Source organism: Serratia sp. BIGb0163 (genome assembly GCF_024809935.1).
In the GTDB taxonomy this organism is placed as follows: Bacteria; Pseudomonadota; Gammaproteobacteria; order Enterobacterales; family Enterobacteriaceae; genus Serratia; species Serratia quinivorans.
In genome coordinates this window covers 55,028-72,310 of record NZ_JANUDZ010000003.1, presented here as the reverse complement: position 1 = coordinate 72,310, position 17,283 = coordinate 55,028, and the positions used below count along the sequence as shown (strand labels likewise).

Annotated in this window: 17 protein-coding genes; 7 read left to right on the top strand and 10 right to left on the bottom strand. The window is 56.3% G+C overall.

Translation table 11 applies throughout. The features are described 5' to 3' along the window. Positions 1–33 precede the first annotated feature (33 nt). On the bottom strand, positions 34–1,113 hold the full coding sequence (alr, locus tag M2406_RS13395; RefSeq protein WP_012147142.1) for an alanine racemase: 1,080 nt from the start codon (positions 1,111–1,113) through the stop codon (positions 34–36). Between the two features lie 17 nt (positions 1,114–1,130). Next, positions 1,131–2,555, bottom strand: coding sequence for a replicative DNA helicase (gene dnaB, locus M2406_RS13390; RefSeq protein ID WP_012147143.1), 1,425 nt, complete (start codon positions 2,553–2,555; stop codon positions 1,131–1,133). 177 nt (positions 2,556–2,732) lie between these two features. Here dnaB and M2406_RS13385 point away from each other — a divergent pair, with 177 nt between their 5' ends. Continuing rightward, positions 2,733–3,722, top strand: a complete 990-nt coding sequence (locus M2406_RS13385; protein ID WP_012147144.1) for a quinone oxidoreductase — start codon at positions 2,733–2,735, stop codon at positions 3,720–3,722. A gap of 318 nt (positions 3,723–4,040) precedes the next feature. Here M2406_RS13385 and pspG read toward each other — a convergent pair whose 3' ends face one another. Both pspG and dusA read right to left on the bottom strand, forming a co-directional pair. Further along, a complete protein-coding gene (gene pspG / locus M2406_RS13380; RefSeq protein ID WP_012147146.1) occupies positions 4,041–4,259 on the bottom strand; it encodes an envelope stress response protein PspG in 219 nt (72 codons plus the stop codon). A 159-nt stretch (positions 4,260–4,418) separates the two neighbouring features. Further along, entirely contained in the window at positions 4,419–5,429 is a 1,011-nt protein-coding gene (dusA, locus tag M2406_RS13375; RefSeq protein WP_259190315.1) for a tRNA dihydrouridine(20/20a) synthase DusA, read from the bottom strand. Positions 5,430–5,634: 205 nt separating this feature from the next. On the opposite strand from dusA, the gene M2406_RS13370 reads away from it, so the two are divergent. The 4 genes from M2406_RS13370 (at position 5,635) to zur (ending at position 8,131) form a co-directional block, all read left to right on the top strand. Then, entirely contained in the window at positions 5,635–6,168 is a 534-nt protein-coding gene (locus M2406_RS13370) for a tetratricopeptide repeat protein (RefSeq protein ID WP_012147148.1), read from the top strand. An 89-nt stretch (positions 6,169–6,257) separates the two neighbouring features. Then, positions 6,258–6,707: an RNA polymerase sigma factor gene (locus tag M2406_RS13365; RefSeq protein ID WP_232020746.1), complete on the top strand. Its 450-nt coding sequence runs from the start codon at positions 6,258–6,260 to the stop codon at positions 6,705–6,707. Beyond that, on the top strand, positions 6,704–7,462 hold the full coding sequence (locus M2406_RS13360; RefSeq protein WP_112362621.1) for an anti-sigma factor: 759 nt from the start codon (positions 6,704–6,706) through the stop codon (positions 7,460–7,462). The genes M2406_RS13365 and M2406_RS13360 overlap by 4 nt, the downstream gene beginning before the upstream one ends. Before the next feature lie 156 nt (positions 7,463–7,618). Beyond that, a complete protein-coding gene (gene zur / locus M2406_RS13355) occupies positions 7,619–8,131 on the top strand; it encodes a zinc uptake transcriptional repressor Zur (RefSeq protein WP_012147151.1) in 513 nt (170 codons plus the stop codon). 108 nt (positions 8,132–8,239) lie between these two features. Here zur and M2406_RS13350 read toward each other — a convergent pair whose 3' ends face one another. From M2406_RS13350 to M2406_RS13335, 4 genes are all read right to left on the bottom strand, one after another. Next, a complete protein-coding gene (locus M2406_RS13350) occupies positions 8,240–8,449 on the bottom strand; it encodes a CsbD family protein (RefSeq protein WP_012147152.1) in 210 nt (69 codons plus the stop codon). Between the two features lie 284 nt (positions 8,450–8,733). Next, positions 8,734–10,098, bottom strand: coding sequence for an MATE family efflux transporter DinF (dinF, locus tag M2406_RS13345; protein WP_259190314.1), 1,365 nt, complete (start codon positions 10,096–10,098; stop codon positions 8,734–8,736). A 216-nt stretch (positions 10,099–10,314) separates the two neighbouring features. After that, positions 10,315–10,923, bottom strand: coding sequence for a transcriptional repressor LexA (gene lexA / locus M2406_RS13340; RefSeq protein ID WP_012147154.1), 609 nt, complete (start codon positions 10,921–10,923; stop codon positions 10,315–10,317). 121 nt (positions 10,924–11,044) lie between these two features. Further along, positions 11,045–11,413, bottom strand: a complete 369-nt coding sequence (locus tag M2406_RS13335; RefSeq protein ID WP_012147155.1) for a diacylglycerol kinase — start codon at positions 11,411–11,413, stop codon at positions 11,045–11,047. Positions 11,414–11,562: 149 nt separating this feature from the next. On the opposite strand from M2406_RS13335, the gene plsB reads away from it, so the two are divergent. Next, the gene (gene plsB / locus M2406_RS13330) at positions 11,563–14,028 is read left to right on the top strand and encodes a glycerol-3-phosphate 1-O-acyltransferase PlsB (protein WP_012147156.1); all 2,466 of its coding nucleotides are present in this window, start codon (positions 11,563–11,565) and stop codon (positions 14,026–14,028) included. A gap of 57 nt (positions 14,029–14,085) precedes the next feature. Here the strand turns inward: plsB and ubiA are convergent, their stop codons facing one another. Further along, positions 14,086–14,979, bottom strand: a complete 894-nt coding sequence (gene ubiA, locus M2406_RS13325) for a 4-hydroxybenzoate octaprenyltransferase (protein ID WP_218216759.1) — start codon at positions 14,977–14,979, stop codon at positions 14,086–14,088. Further along, positions 14,976–15,500, bottom strand: a complete 525-nt coding sequence (gene ubiC, locus M2406_RS13320) for a chorismate lyase (RefSeq protein ID WP_012147158.1) — start codon at positions 15,498–15,500, stop codon at positions 14,976–14,978. Before ubiC ends, ubiA begins: the two co-directional genes overlap by 4 nt. A gap of 391 nt (positions 15,501–15,891) precedes the next feature. On the opposite strand from ubiC, the gene M2406_RS13315 reads away from it, so the two are divergent. Then, positions 15,892–17,274, top strand: coding sequence for an MFS transporter (locus M2406_RS13315; protein ID WP_112362618.1), 1,383 nt, complete (start codon positions 15,892–15,894; stop codon positions 17,272–17,274). Positions 17,275–17,283: the final 9 nt, after the last annotated feature.

Below are 17,283 nucleotides of genomic sequence, written 5' to 3'. Positions count from 1 at the left end.
GATTGGGGCCGGCAGGCGCTGGCCCCTCACAGGCTATTCGCCGATGTATTCCATCGACACGCGCTGCGTTAGTTTGGTAATCAGTTCATAAGCGCTGATGCCGGTACAGTCGGCAATTCGTTCGACCGGTAAAGCCTGGCCCCACAGCACCACTTCATCGCCAACCTTATCGGTGGCCTCCGGCCCCAGATCGACCGACATCATGTCCATCGACACCCGACCCACTATCGGCACTTCACGGCCGTTAAGCCACACAGGCGTTCCCGTAGGTGCGCTGCGCGGGTAGCCGTCGCCATAACCCATCGCCACCACGCCCAAACGGGTATCACCTGCGCTAACCCAGGTGCCGCCGTAGCCCACAGATTCACCGGCTTTGTGTTCACGCACCGCGATCAGGTTGGATTTAAGCGTCATCGCCGGTTGCAGGTCATACTGACAGCCCTGAGAGCCTTCCATCGGTGAAACACCGTACAGGATAATGCCTGGGCGTACCCACTCGTTGTGCGCATCCGGCCACAGCAGAGTGCCACCGGAGGCGGCGATCGAACGCTGCCCCGGTTTGCCGGCGGCAAAGCTTTCGAAACACTGTATTTGCTTGAGCGTCGTGTCCGACTCAGGCTCATCGGCGCGGCTGAAATGGCTCATGATATTAACCGGCTGCACCACGTTACGGCAGGCGCTCAGACGCTGATAGAACGCCTCTGCCTGCTCCGGGCGCACGCCCAGGCGATGCATGCCGGTATCGAGCTTCATCCACACCGGCACCGGGCGCGCCAACGTGGCCTGCTCCAGCGCTTCAAGCTGTTCGATGCTGTGTACGGCGGTTTCGATGTTATTGGCCACCAACACCGGCAGGTCTTCGGCACAGAAGAAACCTTCCAGCATCAGGATCGGTTTGACGATACCGCCGGAGCGCAGCATCAGCGCCTCGCCAATGCGCGCCACGCCGTAGCAGTCGGCGTCTTGCAGGGTGTGCGCTGTTTCCAGCAGGCCATGTCCATAAGCGTTTGCTTTCACAACGGCAATCAGGCGACTTTGCGGCGCCTGACGGCGCACCTGTTGCAGATTATGTCGCAGAGCGCGGCGGTCGATTACAGCGGTTGCCGCTTTCATTTCAGTTCCTTAGCTGATTATTCGTCATCATATTGTGGCCCCGCGTAGTTATCGAAACGCGACCACTGGCCGTTAAAGGTCAGACGCACGGAACCGATTGGACCGTTACGTTGCTTACCTAAAATAATTTCGGCAATCCCTTTCAGATCGCTGTTCTCGTGATAAACCTCATCACGGTAGATGAACATAATCAGGTCGGCATCCTGCTCGATGGAACCGGACTCACGCAGGTCGGAGTTGACCGGGCGCTTGTCGGCACGCTGCTCCAGGCTTCGGTTCAACTGCGACAGCGCCACCACCGGCACCTGCAGTTCTTTCGCCAACGCCTTGAGCGAGCGGGAAATTTCAGCAATCTCCAGCGTACGGTTGTCGGACAAGGACGGCACGCGCATCAGCTGCAGGTAGTCGATCATGATCAGGCTCAGGCCGTCATGTTCACGGAAAATACGGCGGGCGCGGGAGCGGACTTCGGTCGGCGTCAGGCCGGAGGAGTCATCAATGTACATATTGCGCTTCTCCAGCAGGATACCCATGGTGCTGGAGATTCGCGCCCAGTCCTCGTCATCGAGCTGGCCGGTACGAATGCGCGTCTGGTCTACGCGCGAAAGCGACGCCAGCATACGCATCATGATCTGGTTGCCTGGCATCTCAAGGCTGAAGATCAGCACCGGTTTTTCCTGCGTCATCGCAGCGTGTTCGCACAGGTTCATGGCGAAGGTAGTTTTACCCATCGAAGGACGGGCGGCGACGATGATCAGATCCGATTTTTGCAAACCGGCGGTTTTCTTATTGAGATCCTGATAGCCGGTATCTACCCCGGTAACGCCATCGTGCGGCTGCTGATACAGCTGTTCGATGCGCGCAACGGTATCTTCCAGGATACGCTCAATGCCTTTCGGGCCTTCATCTTTGCTGGCCCGGTTTTCCGCGATTTGGAACACCCGTGATTCGGCCAGATCGAGCAGGTCTTCACTGCTGCGACCCTGCGGATCATAGCCGGCGTCGGCGATTTCATTGGCCACCGAGATCATCTCACGCACTACCGCACGTTCACGTACGATATCTGCATAAGCACCGATGTTGGCAGCACTTGGGGTGTTTTTCGATAATTCGGCCAGGTAGGCGAACCCACCGACGGAATCGAGCTCACCGCGCTGTTCCAGCGATTCGGACAGGGTGATCAGGTCGATCGGTCGGCTCATTTCCAGCAGGCGCTGCATCTCGGTAAAGATCAGGCGATGCGGGCGGCTGAAGAAATCGTTGGAAACTACGCGTTCGGACACGTTGTCCCAGCGCTCGTTATCCAGCATCAAACCGCCCAACACGGACTGTTCCGCCTCCAGCGAATGTGGCGGCATCTTCAGCCCTTCCATCTGGCGGTCTCTTGGGCGCTCTTTGGCTTCGTCTGCGTTTGTTCTGTTGGTTGGTTTTTTTCCTGCCATGAAACGTATTCTTTATCCGGTGGCGAATGGAGGATCCTGACGCGAGAGTATACGTGATTTTTAGCTGTGATTCCTGCGCATAACAGATGCAAAAAGTATCAAGCCACCCCAGGGCAAACTGGATCGCCGATGCTAAAACGCGTAGGGTGAAATCAGACCCCCACTCGAGGTAATGAAATGGCAAAGCGCATTCAATTCTCCGCCACCGGCGGCCCGGAAGTCTTGCAATATGTTGATTTTACCCCCGTAGATCCGGCAGCCGGTGAGGTGCAGATCGAGAACAAGGCGATCGGTATCAACTATATCGACACCTACGTGCGCAGCGGCCTGTATCCGCCCGCCAAACTACCGAGCGGGTTGGGTACCGAGGCGGCCGGGGTGGTGATCAAGGTCGGTGCCGGTGTCAGCGTGCTAAAACCGGGTGACCGGGTGGTGTATGCCCAGTCAACGCTTGGAGCCTACAGCGAAGTGCACAACGTTTCGCAGGAAAAAGTGGCATTGCTGCCGCATAACCTGAGTTTTGAGCAGGGCGCGGCCTCCTTCCTGAAAGGGCTGACGGTGCATTATTTGCTGCGCCAAACCCATGAGGTGCAACCGGGTGAAGTGTTCCTGTTCCATGCCGCCGCAGGGGGCGTTGGGCTGATTGCCTGCCAGTGGGCTAAAGCGCTCGGGGCAAAACTGATCGGCAGCGTCGGCTCCGACGAAAAAGCCGAGCTGGCGAAGCACGCCGGCGCTTGGGCAACCATCAATTACCATAAAGAAGATATCGCCCAGCGCGTGGCAGAGCTGACACAGGGTGAGAAAGTCGGCGTCGTTTACGACTCGGTAGGCCAAAGTACCTGGCAGGCCTCGCTTAACAGCCTGAAACGCCGTGGGCTAATGGTGAGCTTCGGCAATGCCTCCGGCCCGGTCACCGGTGTTGATCTGGCGTTGCTGAACCAAAAAGGCTCGCTGTACGTCACCCGCCCTTCGCTTAACGGCTACATTACCACCCGTGCTGAACTGCAGTATGCCAGCAATGAGTTGTTTTCCTTGATCGGTAGCGGGGCTATCAAAGTCGACGTGAAGGAAGAGCAAAAGTTTGCGTTGGCCGATGCACAACGCGCCCATCAGGTGCTGGAAAGCCGCAACACCAGCGGTTCAAGCTTGCTGATCCCCGGTCGCTGAGTTCCTCATATCACTGGATTTTGACCAACAAAAAGGGCTCCGTTAGGAGCCCTTTTTGTTACTGCGTTTGTAGGGGTAGAGCAGAGTCCGCCCGAGACAGCGGGTTGCTTGAGCAACACTCGTATTGGGTCAATGTCTCTTGCGGTGATGAAATAGGTCGCATCGCTGCACGGCAAACATCCTAACAGCCCCGAAATGCAAAAAACATGGCTAATGCGGCGCATTGGCATTTAAAACGCCAAGCTGTGATCTCCGCCGCATTCAGAGCGGAGCTGTTGCGTAGATTTCAGCGTGACCGACTGATTATTCGACAAAAAATCAGTAGCGGCGTATTTGTGGTTTCTGCATCGAACGGTAAATCCAAACGCCTACCACAGCCAGAATCAACCACGGCAACAGCTTAATCACCATCGCAAACAGCCCACCAAGTAACATAAACGCTGCCGCCACCAATATCGCGGCAAACACGCCCAGCAGCGAAATCCCGGTCACCATCAGCATCACAACAAAACCGACCAGAAAGAAGAGTTCCAACATGATTTTGCTCCTTCGCAAAACAAAGTATCTGCTGAGCTATTACAAGAAGCGTGCCAGGCCGGCGTGGAAACTAAGTGATTGAAATTAAAAAAAAGGCACATCACACAATGCGACATGCCTGGTCAAAAACGCTAACTTTTAGTCAGATATTGATGTCAATTACGCCATTTCGGTACGCGGCAGGCGCACCAAATCCAGTGCTTGTTCAACCACGCGCGCATCTGCCCCTGGCTTATGGGCATTTTCGCTCAGGTGGCGGCGCCACTGACGCGCACCCGGCACGCCCTGGAACAGGCCCAGAATATGGCGGGTAATATGGCCCAAATAGGTGCCGTTCGACAGTTCGCGTTCGATGTAAGGATACAGCGACTCAATAATCGCTACGCTGTCCATCACCTCGGTCTGGCGGCCAAACAGTTCGCTGTCGACCCGCGCCAGAATGCCTGGGTTCTGATAGGCTTCGCGCCCCATCATTACGCCGTCCAGATGCTGTAGGTGCTGCTTCGCCTCTTCCAGAGTTTTCACCCCGCCATTGATGGCAAGAGTCAGTCCTGGGAAATCACGTTTTAACTGATAGACACGCGGATAATCCAGCGGCGGCACTTCACGATTCTCTTTCGGGCTCAGGCCCGACAGCCAGGCTTTACGCGCATGAATGGTGAACATATCGCATTCACCGCGTCCGGCAACGGTGGCGATAAAATCACACAGAAACTCATAGCTGTCCTGGTCGTCAATACCGATACGGGTTTTCACGGTCACCGGGATCGACACCACGTCACGCATCGCCTTGATGCAGTCGGCAACCAGCGTTGCCTGCCCCATCAGACAAGCACCGAACATGCCATTCTGCACCCGATCGGACGGACAACCGACGTTGAGATTAATCTCGTCGTAGCCGCGCTGCTCAGCTAATTTGGCACAGTGTGCCAACGCAGCCGGATCGCTACCGCCCAGTTGCAGCGCCACCGGATGTTCTTCTTCGCTGTAAGCCAGATAGTCGCCCTTGCCATGGATAATCGCGCCGGTAGTCACCATTTCGGTGTACAGCAGCGTGTCCTTGGTCAGCAGGCGGTGGAAGTAACGGCAATGACGATCGGTCCAGTCGAGCATCGGCGCGATGGAGAAACGATTGGCGGCGTATTTTGAAGCGTTGTTGTCTGTCGTCATGCTGGGCTACTGGCTACCTGATTCTGTCTGGTTTCAACGAACGGCGTACTGCCGCAAACGGCTATTATAACGACAATCGGCCGCCTTGGGAAAACCACCGTGCCGCCTGACTAAAAAAGCATCAGAAAAAACGAATAAAAATGCGTAGTCAGGTGTTCTCTCGTTATGGGTGCAGCCCTGCGCCCTTCCCAATGAGGAAACAACCATGAACAGTTTCGTTAAACGCCTGTTGCTGCCTGTCATTGCCGGTTCTCTGCTGTTTTCCGGGGCGGCCCTGGCAATGGGCGGTGATGATAGCGGTCAGACCACCCCAACCTGCCCGAAAGGCCAGATATACGATACAAAAACCAAGACCTGCATGGTGGAAAAAAGCAGCATGATCGACGACAACGATCGGGCTAACTATGCCTATGCGCTGGCAAAAAGCGGTCGTTACCAGGAGGCGCTCGACGTGCTCAATACCCTGAAGGATCCTAACACCGCGGTTGCACTGAACTACCGCGGTTACGCTACCCGCAAGCTCGGCCGCACCGATGAAGGGATCGGCTACTATTTAAAATCAGTCGCGCTCGATCCGAAATACCCGAAAGTCCGTGAATATCTGGGTGAGGCCTATATGGTCAAGGGCCGTCAGGATTTGGCGAAAGAACAACTGAAGGTGATCCAGTCGCTATGCGGTACCGGTTGTGAAGAGTACCGCGATCTGGCGGCAGCCATCGATCACCACCCAGAATCATGATCTAGCCTGGCCCGGAGGTAAACATCAGTAGCGACGCGATCCGTAACGAAATCGGCCAGTATCTTTCCCGCCTGTGGCGCTATGGTCTGGTGCTTTCCCACCGGCGGGATGTTGCCGACGATTTGGTTCAAGCCACCTGCGTGCGGGCGCTGGAACGCGCCGCACAGTTTGCCGTGGGCACGCGGATGGACCGCTGGTTGTTTGCGATCCTTCATTCTATCTGGCTTAACGAGACTCGCGCCCAGCATATCCGCCAGGGGCAGGGTTTTGTCGACGTCGAAGAACTGGCCGGGTCGGAAAACAGTGAAGAGCCGATTTGGGCCAACGAGGTGATGCAGCGGGTTAACCGGCTGCCGGAAGCGCAGCGCAATACGCTGTTTCTGGTCTATGTGGAGGAGCTGTCTTACCGTGAGGCAGCCGAGGTGCTTGACGTGCCCATCGGCACCATCATGAGTCGTCTGGCGGCGGCACGCCTGAGATTGGCAAATGACAGCATGCTGCAGACCCGTTCACCCCAGGCAAAAGGAGAACAATCATGAGCTCAACCTACGCTGCGGATGAACTGCTGGTCGCCTACCTGGACAATCAATTGGACCCACGGCAGCGCCAGCTTTTGGAACAGCGCCTGATCGATGAACCCGCGCTGGCCGAACGTTTGTCGTTATTGGCTCGCAGCACCCTGCCTTTTAAGCAGGCATTTGCTCCATTGCTTGATGAAGCGCCGGTACAACGTCTGCGCGCCGCAGGCCCCCTTACCGCCCCAGTGCCGCAGCGCGGTATCAGTCGGCGTAGCCTGATCGCCGCCGCGGTTGGTTTTCTGGCACTCGGCATCGCAGGCGATCGCGCCTATTTACAGTTCAGCCAGCCAGAAGACAACTGGCGCGGTTTGGTCGCCCAATATATGGCACTGTACACGCCGGAAACGCTGGCAGGCTTCGATGACACGGCTACACAGATTGCTCATCAGCTACAGCAAACCGGCGATCGGCTGGGCATCGCACTCTCGCTACCGAAGTTAATGTTGAGTGGCGCCGAGCTGAAAAGCGCTCGCGTGCTGGCTTACGACGATCGGCGTATCGCTCAGTTAACCTGGCTGGATGCTCAATTCGGTGCGCTGGCGCTGTGCATTGTTCAACAACCGGGCAAGTCTCAGTCCGCCCAAAGCGAGCGCCGCCAGGGAATGAACGTGGTCTACTGGGCCGATGGCCGTCATGGTTTTATGCTGATTGGGCATAACCCTGCGCCGGAAATGGCCGCGTTGGCGGAGCGCTTGCAGCACTCACTTGCCAGCTAAAGCTCCACTCCAAGTGTGAACATCGTCACACGCGTGACGAACGGCAGGCGCTAAACCAGCCGATTAGTGCGCCATATCAGAGGAAAAGGGGCCGACTCTCGGCGATTTGACTGAAGCATGGTAAAATCGGCTTTTTTACGTACCGGGAAATTTGCCATGAACTCAAGCACCCAGGAAAAGCTGCTGGCGCAGGCTGAACAACTCTGTCAGCAACGCAATGTGCGTCTGACACCGCAGCGGCTGGAAGTGTTACGCCTGATGGCACAGCAGCCCGGTGCCATCAGCGCTTACGACCTGCTCGATCTGCTGCGCGTCGCCGAACCCCAGGCCAAACCACCGACGGTGTACCGTGCTCTGGATTTTCTGCTGGAACAAGGCTTCATTCACCGGGTGGAATCCGCCAACAGCTACGTGCTGTGCCATCACTTCGAACAGCCGACGCACACTTCCGCGCTGTTTATCTGCGATCGCTGTGGTCAGGTGACTGAACGCACTACCGAAGGGGTCGAAGAGACGCTGCAGAAACTGGCGAAGGAGTCTGGTTTTGTTCTGCGTCATAACGTGGTGGAGGCGCATGGCCTGTGTGCGGGTTGCGTTGAGGTAGAAGCCTGTGACAGCAAGCATGACTGCGGCGAACACGATCACAGCATCGCCATCAAGAAGAAATAGGTTGGGTTTTCAGGTACCTCCCTGTACCTGCAGGCTTGGCGTCAAGGGGATAAAAACGCCGGGCCTTTAAAAGTAGCTTGTGGCCGCAATCCGCTGCGGCCCAGCGCGCTACCAGCGATACTTGTTGTGGTCTTCCCAGGATTTAACTTCTTTCTCGGCTGCCTCTTTCTGGTAGCCATAACGTTCCTGAATTTTACCGACAAGCTGTTCGCGTTTCCCTTCAATGACCGTCAGATCGTCATCGGTCAGCTTGCCCCACTGTTCCTTCACTTTCCCTTTAAACTGCTTCCAGTTACCGTCGGCTTGATCTTTGTTCATAACCTCTCCGTTACCTGTGATTAGTCAGTTTTAAACGCCTGTGGCCGGACTTAACTGAGTAATTATTTCGGTCAATCGACCTGAATAAAAGGGTTGTCAGTTCCAATTTATTCCGCCAACCACATGATTAATTATAGCTACAGATAGCGATAAAAAAGAAAAAGTCAGGATAAAAATTCACAAAACAAAGAAAAATCAGTAAAAACCCCAGAATAACAGCAGGTAAGCAGAAAGAGTTTCGCTCAAGAAAATGTAACTTAATATAAATAAAAACATAAGAAAAACTAATTATTACTCATTTTTGACTGTGTCGCATCCGCTGCGAACCAAGTCCCTCGCACCCTGTGGCAATGCCAAATCCACCCGAGCGCAAGGCCGCGTAGCGAAAGGAACACCGCCAACGCCAGCCACAATCCATGGTTGCCCAGTACAGGTAGGGTAAACAGCGTCAGCCCATAACCGGCGGCGGCTACTGCCATGCTGTTACGCATTTCTGCGCCGCGGGTGGCACCAATAAACATGCCGTCCAGCAAATAGCACCATACTCCCACCAACGGCAGCACTACCTGCCACGGCAGATAGTGGCTCGCCAGTGCACGCAGCTCCGGTAAAGAGGTCAAGGCGGCAATGATTTGCTGCCCGGCAACGGCATAGAGCAGACCAAAGCCCAACGCCACCAGGCAGGCCTGCCGGCAAGCCGCACGCCATACTTTACGCAGTTGGCTATCGTCACGGGCGCCATAGGCATGGCCCGAATGTGCCTCTACCGCGTAGGCAAAACCGTCCAGCGCATAAGCGGTGAAGGTCAGCAAATTCATCAGCACCGCGTTTACCGCGACCACCTCGCCACCCAGCCGGGCACCGAAGATGGTCAGCGAGGCAAAACACAGTTGCAGCAGCAATGAGCGCAGCATAATGTCGCGATTCAACGCCAGCAGACGCCGCAGATTACCGCGCCAGGCTTGGCGCAGCATTGGCACAGAAATGCCGCGTATGCGCATCACGCGCCAGGACAGCCATAATCCCAACAGCAGCGTGGCATATTCAGAGATGGCGGTCGCGGTCGCGGCCCCCTGCACGTTCCAGCCCAGTCCCATCACCAGCCAGATATCCAATACGATATTCAGCAGGTTACCGACAATCAGCAGGATCACCGGTGCGCGCACGTATTGCACGCCAAGCAACCAACCCAGGATCACCATATTGGCCAGCGCCGCCGGGGCGCTCAGCCAGCGGATCTCGAGGAACAAACGAGCCTGTTCAAGCACCGCCCCATCGCCACCGACGATTTTTAGTGCCAACTCAATCAGCGGATAGCGCAGCAACACAATAGCCACCCCGGCCAACACCGCCAGCAGCAACGGCTGCATAAAGGCTCGTGCCAGCCCCTGCGGATTTTGTGCTCCCAACGCCTGAGCAGTCAGCCCGGTGGTGCTCATACGCAGAAACAGCAACAGCATAAACAGGAAGCTGGTGGCCATGGAGCCAACCGCTACGCCACCCAGATAGGTCGGGCTGTCGAGATGGCCGATGACGGCGGTATCTACCAGCCCAAGCAGCGGCACGGTGATATTGGAGAAAATCATGGGCAGCGCAAGGCGCCACAGGGCTTTATCGGTATCGCTGGTGAAGGCAGAAAGCAGGCGCATAGTGAAATGTTCCCGTGTATACCCGTCATCTTTCAAGTTGCAGCTAGGCGGCCAACTCGCTCATCCCCAGGCGCTTACTCAGGTAAGTAACTGGGGTGAGCGAGTGCAGATAACAACGCTGCAACTTGAAAGCTATAGGGTATATAGTGAATCAGATATGACATCGCCCCAGAACTGGGGCGACTTGAATCAGAGAACGATGTTTGGGCGTGAGGATTAAACCCAGTCGCCATTGCGGATCACACCGACCGCCAGACCTTCAATGGTGAAATTCTGCTGACGCAGATCGACCACAATCGGCTGGAATTCACTGTTTTCCGGCAGCAGCTCAACCACGTTACCGTGTTTTTTCAGGCGCTTGACCGTGACTTCATCTTCAATGCGTGCCACAACCACCTGGCCATTACGCACGTCCTGAGTTTTATGCACCGCCAGGAGATCGCCATCGAGAATACCGATGTCACGCATCGACATGCCGTTGACCCGCAGCAGGAAATCCGCGCTCGGTTTGAACAGGGATGGATCGACCTTGTAGTGCCCTTCGATATGCTGCTGCGCCAGCAGCGGCTCACCGGCGGCGACACGGCCAATCAGCGGTAAACCCTCTTCATCTTCCATCAGCAGGCGAATGCCGCGCGAAGCGCCGGAGATAATCTCGATAACGCCTTTACGCGCCAGCGCTTTCAGATGTTCTTCTGCGGCATTTGGCGAACGGAACCCCAGACGCATGGCGATCTCGGCGCGCGTTGGCGGCATGCCAGTGGACGAAATATGATCGCGAATCAGATCATAGACCTCTTGCTGTCTGGTAGTTAGTGCTTTCATTCCGCCCCCTGTTTGTTTATACAGTCTTGCTGTGAGTATATACAGGTAACTGCGGCTTGGGAACCGAAGAGTGAATAAAAATCAGGGATTAGCGACACCTGTCGCAACGCAACGCCGCCACTCAGGCAAAGTGCTGCCACAGCACCGACCCCCAGACAAACAGCGCCAAAATAATCGCCAGCGAGACCGCCGCTGAGCCCATATCCTTTGCCCGACCGGAAAGCTCGTGATGCTCAGTCCCCACGCGGTCGACAATCGCCTCAATCGCGCTGTTCAGGATTTCGACGATCATCACCAACAGCACCGATCCGATCAGTAAAATGCGCGCTATCGCACCCACGTCCAGCCAAATCGCCAGTATGATAGCCAGCACGGTCGCCACCAATTCCTGGCGGAATGCCGCTTCGTGCTGCCAGGCAGCGGAAAAGCCTTTATAAGAGTAGCCGGCGGCTTTAATAATACGGGTCAGGCCGGTTGCTTGGTTTGCCATGTTTTTTAGTGCCTTTAGCAGAGATAAGTCATAATTAAACAGTCTAGGCCAGGAAACTCTCCCGGCTCTCGGTTTTCCAACACCACAGATCTGCTACCCGGTTTCTGGTATGCTTGCGGCGCATTGCTAACAAGAGGCTTCACGTTGTTATGTCAGGTTGGCGTAAAATTTATTATAAACTATTGAATTTACCACTCAAACTGTTGGTAAGAAGTAAGGTTATCCCTTCAGATCCGGTCACGGAGTTAGGGTTGGATCCCTCACGGCCGATTTTGTATGTTTTACCTTATAATTCCAAGGCGGATTTGCTGACGCTGCGCACCCAGTGCCTGGCGCAAGATCTGCCCGACCCCCTCAATCCGCTGGAGATAGACGGCACCGTGCTGCCAAGCCACGTGTTTATTCACGACGGCCCGCGCGTATTCCGTTACTACACGCCGAAAGAAGAGTCGGTAAAACTGTTCCACGACTATCTGGACCTGCACCGCAGCAATCCGGATCTCGACATTCAGATGCTGCCGGTTTCGGTGATGTTTGGCCGCTCTCCGGGGCGCGAAGGTCACGGCACACCGCATCTGCGTCTGCTGAATGGCGTGCAGAAATTCTTCGCCGTGCTGTGGCTCGGCCGCGACAGCTTTGTCCGTTTTTCCAATACCGTTTCGCTGCGCCGCATGGCCACCGAGCACGGTACGGACAAAATCATTGCGCAGAAACTGGCTCGCGTAGCGCGCATGCACTTCTCGCGTCAGCGTCTGGCCGCCGTCGGCCCAAGCCTGCCGGCCCGTCAGGACCTGTTCAACAAGCTGTTGGCGTCCAAGGCGATCGAAAAAGCGGTCGAGGACGAAGCTCGCAGCAAGAAGATTTCCCACGAAAAAGCCCAGCAGAATGCCATTGCGCTGATGGAAGAGATCGCTGCCGACTTCTCTTACGAGACGGTGCGCCTTTCCGATCGCGTGCTGAGCTGGACCTGGAACCGACTGTATCAAGGTATCAACGTCACTAACGCCGAACGCGTGCGTCAGTTGGCGCAGGACGGCCACGAGATTGTTTATGTGCCCTGCCACCGCAGCCACATGGACTACCTTCTGCTGTCCTACGTGCTGTATCACCAGGGCCTGGTGCCGCCGCATATTGCTGCCGGTATCAATCTCAACTTCTGGCCGGCCGGGCCGATCTTCCGTCGCCTGGGCGCTTTCTTTATCCGCCGCACTTTCAAAGGCAACAAGCTGTACTCGACGGTATTCCGTGAATACCTCGGCGAGCTGTTTACCCGCGGTTACTCGGTGGAATACTTTGTTGAAGGTGGCCGTTCCCGTACCGGACGTTTACTGGAGCCGAAGACCGGCACCCTGTCGATGACCATTCAGGCGATGCTGCGCGGCGGTAGCCGTCCTATCACACTGGTGCCGATTTACATCGGTTACGAACACGTGATGGAAGTGGGTACCTATGCCAAAGAGTTGCGTGGCGCGACCAAGGAAAAAGAGAGCCTGCTGCAGATGCTGCGCGGCCTGCGCAAGCTGCGTAATCTCGGCCAGGGTTACGTCAACTTTGGTGATCCACTGCCGTTGACCGCTTACCTGAACCAGAATGTGCCACAGTGGCGCGAATCCATTGACCCGATCGAAGCCCAGCGCCCAAGCTGGTTAACGCCGACGGTCAACGATTTGGCGGCCAAGATTATGGTGCGCATCAACAATGCCGCCGCCGCCAACGCCATGAACCTGTGTTCCACGGCGCTGCTGGCCTCACGCCAACGCTCGCTGACCCGCGAGCAGTTGCTTGAGCAGTTGGAATGCTACCTGCAACTGATGCGCAATGTGCCTTATGCCGGCGACGTTACCGTACCAACCCAAACGCCGGATGAGTTGCTGGATCATGCGCTGAACATGAACAAGTTCGAGGTGGAGAAGGATAACATCGGCGATATCATCATCCTGCCGCGCGAGCAGGCGGTGTTGATGACCTATTACCGTAACAATATCCATCATCTGTTGGTTCTGCCATCGCTGATCGCCACTATCGTGATGCATCACCGCCGGGTATCGCGCGCTGAACTGCTAAGGCAGATTGGCCTGATTTACCCAATGCTGAAGGCTGAACTGTTCCTGCATAACGACAAGGAACAACTGCCGGAAGTGCTACGACCACTGATCGACGAAATGATCCGTCAGCAACTGATCTGCGATAAGGGTGACGATCTGGTGTTGAATCCGGCACGCATCCGTCCATTGCAGTTGTTGGCCGCCGGTGTCCGCGAAACGCTGCAGCGCTATGCCATCACCATGTCGATCCTCAGTGCCAATCCAAGCATCAACCGCGGTGCGCTGGAGAAAGAGAGCCGTATTATGGCCCAGCGTCTGTCGGTGCTGCATGGCATCAATGCGCCGGAGTTCTTCGACAAGGCGGTGTTCTCCACCCTGGTGGCTACGCTGCGTGCAGAAGGCTACATCAATGACATCGGCGATGCGGTCCGTGAGCACACCATGGAGGTCTACAACATGCTGAGCGATTTGATTACCCCGGAAATCAAGCTGACCATCGAGAGCGTCAGTATGCCGGCGGAAACCAACGCGTTGCCGGAAACGGTCGCAGCGGAAGAGAAAGAAGACTAATCTATTGATACAAAACAAAAAGGCACCCTAGGGTGCCTTTTTTATTGCGGTAACGCCTTAACCCTGCCAGTAACTCAGTGCAATACCGATAAACAACACCAGCCCGACATAATTGTTATCCATGAACGCCTTGAAGCAAGCGTCACGCTCACGGGTGGCAATCTGTTTTTGCTGATGGATAAACAAGGCACCGGCCAGCAACAGCGACCAGTAAAAGGCCCCGCTCATCTGCGTCAGATAACCTACCCACAGCATCAACAGCAGCGTGGCGAACTGCAGCAAACCGACGATCAGCTTGTCGTAACGACCAAACAAAATAGCCGTAGATTTAATGCCAATCTTCAGGTCATCGTCACGGTCAACCATCGCATATAAGGTGTCGTAAGCCACCGTCCAGCAAATATTGGCCAGCAGCAACAGCCAGCAGCTCAGTGGCAAGGATTCACTGACGGCGGCATAGGCCATCGGGATCCCCCAGCCAAACGCCGCGCCAAGAACAAACTGCGGCAGGTGAGTGACCCGTTTCATAAACGGATAGGCCCACGCCAGCGCCAGCGCCGCCAGTGACAGCCAGATGGTCATCGCATTGAGCGTCAGCACCAGCCCGAACGAGACAAGCACCAACACCACAAACAGCACCTTGGCCTCTTTCTCGCTCACCCGGCCACTCGGCATCGGACGAGCGGCAGTGCGTTTCACGTGGCCATCGACAGCACGATCGGCGTAATCATTCACGACACAACCGGCGGCACGCATCAGGAAGACCCCAACCACAAACACCGCCAGGATAGACAGCGACGGCACGCCCTTGCCCGCCAGCCACAGTGCCCACAGCGTCGGCCACAGCAACAGCAAGGTGCCAATGGGTTTATTAATGCGCATCAGATGGCTATAAGCCTGCCATTTGCTTTGATTCACGCTTCCTTCCAAGGTTTTTTCTCTCCTCATCATTCGGGAACCGAACTTCCTGTCGCGTACAGCGGCGAAGCCGGTAAAAACAGTTCGGTCAGCAACAGCGGTTTACCCGCCAGCCGCAGGCGGGAACGGCGCGCCCACAGTGCATCTTGCCGTCCAATATGAATGTAATCGCGAGTCAGTTCATCGCTGCTGAACAGATAGCGGCCCAGTGGCAAGGTACCCAAATCCACCAATGCCAGATCAGGGCCGGTCAGAGTTTCCAACGGGATCACCGTACGCCCCAATAGCCAGGGCTGGTTATCGCCCAACAACACAACTTCACGCAGCCAATAGCGCGGACTGTCCGGCAGGTGTTCTGCCTCTTCCCCCAGTTGGTCGCGGGTAACAAAACATTCGCGCTGCGGTTCGACGTGCACCCGCCCACAGTGGCGTTCAAATCGGCGTGTCATGGAACCTGGTTCCATCAGCCAATCGCTGACGGCGGCGGGTGCCGGAGGATGTTGCGCGGATAACCACTCCAGCGGCGGTAGGATCGAATCCCTGTTGCCTGACATTGTTCTACTCCATGCCTGACGCCGCACCCTGCGGCCGCGCCAGACCAGACAAACTGTTAACAGGCGCCCATTGTAACGCAGAAATTCAAAAGCGGCAGGCTGATTCGAGGGGGGCCACACAGCAAAACTTCGCGCCTTAAAGCACCGCCTTGTCATCTTTCTGCCATCTGTTTTCTTTACCTTCATTCTCCGGCGCGGTGGGGATTATGTGATCTCCAGCAAATTTTCACTCCTGCAGCATTGTTTTATCTACGCGCGTAGATACCCTTGTTACTGCAGCGTTGAATCGCCATCAGTCCAAAACTTTGTCAGCAAACCTTCTTGCCGACACCAGGGAAACCATCTTTAACGGCGCCATTTATGGCGCAGACGAAAAGAGGATATCAATGCCATGAGCGAAACAACGCTTGCAACCCCACAGGCCACCGACGAAACCTTGGCGGCCGATGAACGTTTGACCACCAAAGAAGGGCGCGGCCAATTCTGGCGCGCCACTTTCTCGTGCTGGCTCGGCACGGCAATGGAATATGTCGATTTTGCCCTGTATGGCCTGGCGGCCGGCATGGTGTTCGGCGACGTGTTCTTCCCAGAAGCCACTCCAATGGTGGCGTTGCTGGCCAGCTTTGCCACCTACTCCGTCGGTTTTATTGCCCGACCTATCGGCGCGTTGGTTTTCGGCTGGATTGGCGACCGTAAGGGCCGCCGCGTGGTGCTGCTCACCACGGTAGCGTTGATGGGCGTCTCTACCACCTTGATCGGGCTGATCCCTTCCTACGCCCAAATCGGCGTCTGGGCCCCCACCTGCCTGGTGATCTTGCGTTTTGCCCAGGGCTTCGGTGCCGGGGCCGAGCTGTCCGGGGGCGCGGTGATGCTGGCAGAATATGCACCGGCCAAACGCCGTGGCCTGGTCGCTTCGATCATTGCGATCGGCTCCAACAGCGGTACTCTGTTAGCCTCGCTGGTCTGGTTGCTGGTGTTGCAATTGGACAAGGCCGATCTGATCGCCTGGGGCTGGCGCATCCCGTTCCTCGCCAGCATCCTGATCGCCGGGGGCGCTCTCTACCTGCGCCGTCACGTACGTGAAACCCCGGTATTTGAACGCGAACTGCAACAAAACCGTCAGCGCATGCTGGACAACGCTCCCGTGGCAGCGGATAACCGCAGCTACCTGCAGCGCACCAAAGCCTTCTGGATCATGCTCGGCCTGCGTATTGGTGAGAATGGCCCGTCCTATCTGTGCCAGGGTTTTATCGTAGGTTACGTTGCCAAGGTGCTGATGGTGGATAAATCGGTGCCGGCGCTGGCGGTGATGATCGCCTCGCTGTGCGGTTTCCTGGTGATCCCGCTGGCGGGTTGGCTTTCTGACCGCTTCGGCCGCCGCGTCACCTACCGCTGGTTCTGTCTGCTGCTGGTGCTGTACGCCTTCCCGGCCTTCTGGCTGCTCGACAGCCGTGAGCCGGCGATAGTGATTTCGGTGATTGTGGTCGGCATGTGCATCGCATCTTTGGGCATTTTTGGCGTGCAGGCGGCCTATGGAGTGGAACTGTTCGGCGTCAAAAACCGCTACTCAAAAATGGCTTTCGCCAAGGAACTGGGGTCGATCCTCTCCGGCGGGACCGCACCGCTGATCGCTACTGCGCTGCTGGCCGGTTTCGGTCACTGGTGGCCTGTTGCCTGCTATTTTGTTGTAATGGCAGGCATTGGCTTAATCACCACCTTCTTTGCACCGGAAACCCGTGGCCGCGACCTTAACCTGCCGCAGGACGCGGTGTAATCAGGGCGT